This is a genomic window from Desulfofundulus sp. (genome assembly GCF_049701015.1).
Classification (GTDB): domain Bacteria; phylum Bacillota; class Desulfotomaculia; order Desulfotomaculales; family Desulfovirgulaceae; genus Desulfofundulus.
This window is the reverse complement of record NZ_JBNATZ010000283.1, coordinates 1-3,033: the sequence shown is the minus strand read 5'-3', so window position 1 is coordinate 3,033 and position 3,033 is coordinate 1. Positions and strand designations below refer to the sequence as shown.

4 protein-coding genes are annotated in these 3,033 nt (G+C 55.6%); all 4 read left to right on the top strand.

Annotated features, from left to right (window positions below):
- Positions 1-105: 105 nt before the first annotated feature.
- Positions 106-1,653 carry a flagellar hook-length control protein FliK gene (locus ACPLUI_RS13260; RefSeq protein ID WP_424660726.1) on the top strand — a complete coding sequence of 516 codons (1,548 nt, stop codon included), beginning with the start codon at positions 106-108 and terminating at the stop codon, positions 1,651-1,653.
- Positions 1,654-1,667: 14 nt separating this feature from the next.
- Complete coding sequence (locus ACPLUI_RS13255) at positions 1,668-2,081, top strand: flagellar hook capping FlgD N-terminal domain-containing protein (RefSeq protein WP_424660725.1); 414 nt, start codon at positions 1,668-1,670, stop codon at positions 2,079-2,081.
- Entirely contained in the window at positions 2,082-2,474 is a 393-nt protein-coding gene (locus tag ACPLUI_RS13250; RefSeq protein ID WP_424660724.1) for a TIGR02530 family flagellar biosynthesis protein, read from the top strand.
- Between the two features lie 131 nt (positions 2,475-2,605).
- Positions 2,606-3,033 (top strand): flagellar hook-basal body protein (locus tag ACPLUI_RS13245; RefSeq protein WP_424660723.1); only part of this gene is annotated, 428 nt, incomplete at its 3' end.

The following is a 3,033-nucleotide window of genomic DNA, read 5'->3' as shown; positions in this document are numbered from 1 at the left end:
AGGCGGAAAGCCGGATAGTACTGCGACAAGTCCCGCAGTTTGAGCTCCGTGGGAGGTGAGGGTAAAAAACGAAAGGAAGATTTTTGCAAAGGAGGTGAAACGGCCATGGAAATCAATTCCACAACCCGTGTGGCGGAACAGCCATCTTCTCCGGGCACCATTGCATCCGGTGCACCCCCTTCCAGCACTTTTCTTGACCTCTTAATGCAACTGCTGGGTACAACCGGGGAAGGTGCGGCCACTGCAAACGCAGCTGGTGGGGATTTCAACACAGGTACGGAAACCGGGGGCGAGCAGGAGCCGGAAGCCGGTCCTTTACAGGGGTTTTTGACCGATCTCATGTCACTGTTGCCGTCTCATGACATTACTTGTGACGAACCGCCCACACCGGTATTGAACGGCTCCGAAAAGGAGGCAGGAGAAGACACCGGGAAACACGGAACTGTGATGCCAGCTGACTGGACAGCCCTCCTGGCGGCAATCCTGAACCTTTACAACAAACAGGGAGGTAAAACATTTGAAACCCTCCTGGAGGCCGGCAATAACAGCGGCCAGAGTGTGCCCACCATAGCCGCTGCTACCCTGGCAGGCCAGCTCCAGGAAGCAGCAGGATTTCTGCCTGTGCAGACCATAGATGCGGCGGGACAGGCCGGGCAAAACACAAAGACCTTAAAGCCAGCCCTGCCTGGCTTGCAGCAGGACGGTATGGGTATCTCTCCAGGTGACAATGGCCGGGGGCAAAAGGTTATCTTACAGTCGTCAAGGCTTCTTGCGTTACAAGTACCTGACGCCGGGGCGGCAAATGGTGGTGCACTGAATGTTCAACAACTCGAAAGTTACCTGCTTAAATTTCCCCCTTCACAACTCGTGCAACAAAATGGAAGGGAAGTCATACCTCAAAAGGTTGGTTCCGGGGAAGAGAGGTTGTTGAACGGGTACTCCGTTCCTGAGGGTAAAGTAGCGGGGGTACCGCCTGGCATGAACCTGCAAAGTAAAACCCCGGGGGACGTTCTGGATTTCAGCGATGCGGGGAACCCGAATACCCGGAGTGGTGTGGCACCCCGGCCGATCGTACAGGATGCGACTTCTCCCGTCGTGCCCCGTAACAACAGTGCAGGCTCCCCGAGCCGCAACCCGGCGCAGTACCAGTCAACCAGTCCCGCTGGAGAGGGGATTATCGGAATTTCCAATAATTCGGCCCATACAGTAGTTCACCAGGAAAATTTAAACCCGGTGCAAATGCCGGCTTTAATCGTGCGGGTGTTGCGGGAGGCTGTGGCGAGGAATGTCGAGGGGCAGACCCACCTCTGGTTCAAGCTTGAACCGGAGCACCTGGGTGAGGTTATGGTCCGCCTGGTCTACCGGCACGGGGATGTGAGCGCCCACTTCCTGGCAAGTAACGCCGCGGCCGGAGACGCCCTTGAAAGCGCCTTGCCTCAGCTGCGCGAGAACCTTGCTGCTCAAAACCTGCACCTCCAGAGCGCTTCGGTATCGGTGGGACATGACGGCGGTACCTCACCCCGTGGCGATTACCAGCAACCGGGGTACAACTCCGGGCGGCCACACGGTGGCTCTGGTGAAGGAGCGGGCGGGAGTGCCGGTTATGAACCGGCGGCGGATCCATTACCTGATGTCATCAACTTTTTCGTTTGAAGGTGGGATGTACAGTGGAAGTTAATCAAGTTGATTCCGCAAGCAGCATTTACTACAATCCGCAAGACAAATTACAGCCCCCCAAAAAGGAACTGGACAAGGATGCCTTTTTGCAAGTACTGGTCGCCCAGCTGCGCTACCAGAACCCCATGAGTCCCATGGACCAGGACCAGTTCATGTCTCAGATGACGCAAATTACGGCCCTGGAACAGATAATGAACCTGAACAAGAGCATGGAAACACTCCTGCAGACAGAGGAGCTCTCGCTGGCCGCCAATCTGGTCGGCAAGCAGGTGACGGTGGTGGGACAGGACGGCCGGGACGTTGAGGGATCGGTGGAAAAGCTCATTATCAACGAAAACGGTATCAAAGTAGTGATTAACGGCACTCCCTATGACTATGATACGGTAAAGGAGATCCGGGGTTAAATGGACGCCAGGGTCAGCGGATTTTGGCCGGAACCGGTAATTCTCGAAAATCCCAGGCCGGCCAACCAGAGCCGGAGGGATGTAAAAGCCCCGAAGGCATCATTCAATGAACTGCTTCAACGTGAACTGGGTAACGTTACGTTGAAGCTATCCGCCCATGCCGAAAAACGCCTGCGGGAGCGCAACATCACCCTGAATGATGCCGACATGGAGAAAATCAGCAGGGCGGTCAACCTGGCCGCCAGCAAGGGGGTGCGAAATTCACTGGTCATATACCACGACCTGGCGCTCGTAACAAGTGTGCAGAACCGCACGGTGGTGACAGCCCTGGACCGCCATTCCGAAACCGGGCGCGTTTTCACCAACATTGACGGTGCCGTAATTGTCGAGTAACGGCCGGACCGCAAGGAGGCCGCACAGCCGCTGAACGACGGAGGCGGCGGAGAATAAAAGTCGGAGGTCGAAAGTCGGAAGTTGGAAAAGAGACCGGAATACTCGTGGATCTACGTGAGGTGAGAATAAAAGTGATACAGTCCATCTATACCAGCCTGGCCGGGATGCTCAGCCACCGCACGCGCATGGACGTTCTGGCCAACAACATCGCCAACATTAACACCACTGGCTATAAAGCGGCCCAGGCCAGTTTTCAGGATACCCTTTATCAAACCATAAACGCCGGGAGCGCACAGAACAACCCTTCCCAGGTGGGGACGGGTGTCATGCTGGCCGCTGTAATCAACAACTTCAACCAGGGACCGCTCGTGCAAACCGGTCGGTCGCTGGACCTGGCCATTAACGGGAACGGTTTTTTCGGTGTAAAAGCAAGCGATGAGAGCGGAGACAAGATTTACTATACCAGGGAAGGATCCTTTTCAGTGGACAAAGATGGCTACCTGGTCAACCCAAACGGCTTGAAGCTGGTTGACGCGAACGGAAACGAAATAAAACTGGA

What these genes read in the sequence shown, in the direction of transcription:
- ACPLUI_RS13260 (WP_424660726.1), top strand. Translation starts at nt 106, where the DNA reads ATGGAAATCAATTCCACAACCCGTGTGGCGGAACAGCCATCTTCTCCG.
- ACPLUI_RS13250 (WP_424660724.1), top strand. Translation starts at nt 2,082, where the DNA reads ATGGACGCCAGGGTCAGCGGATTTTGGCCGGAACCGGTAATTCTCGAA.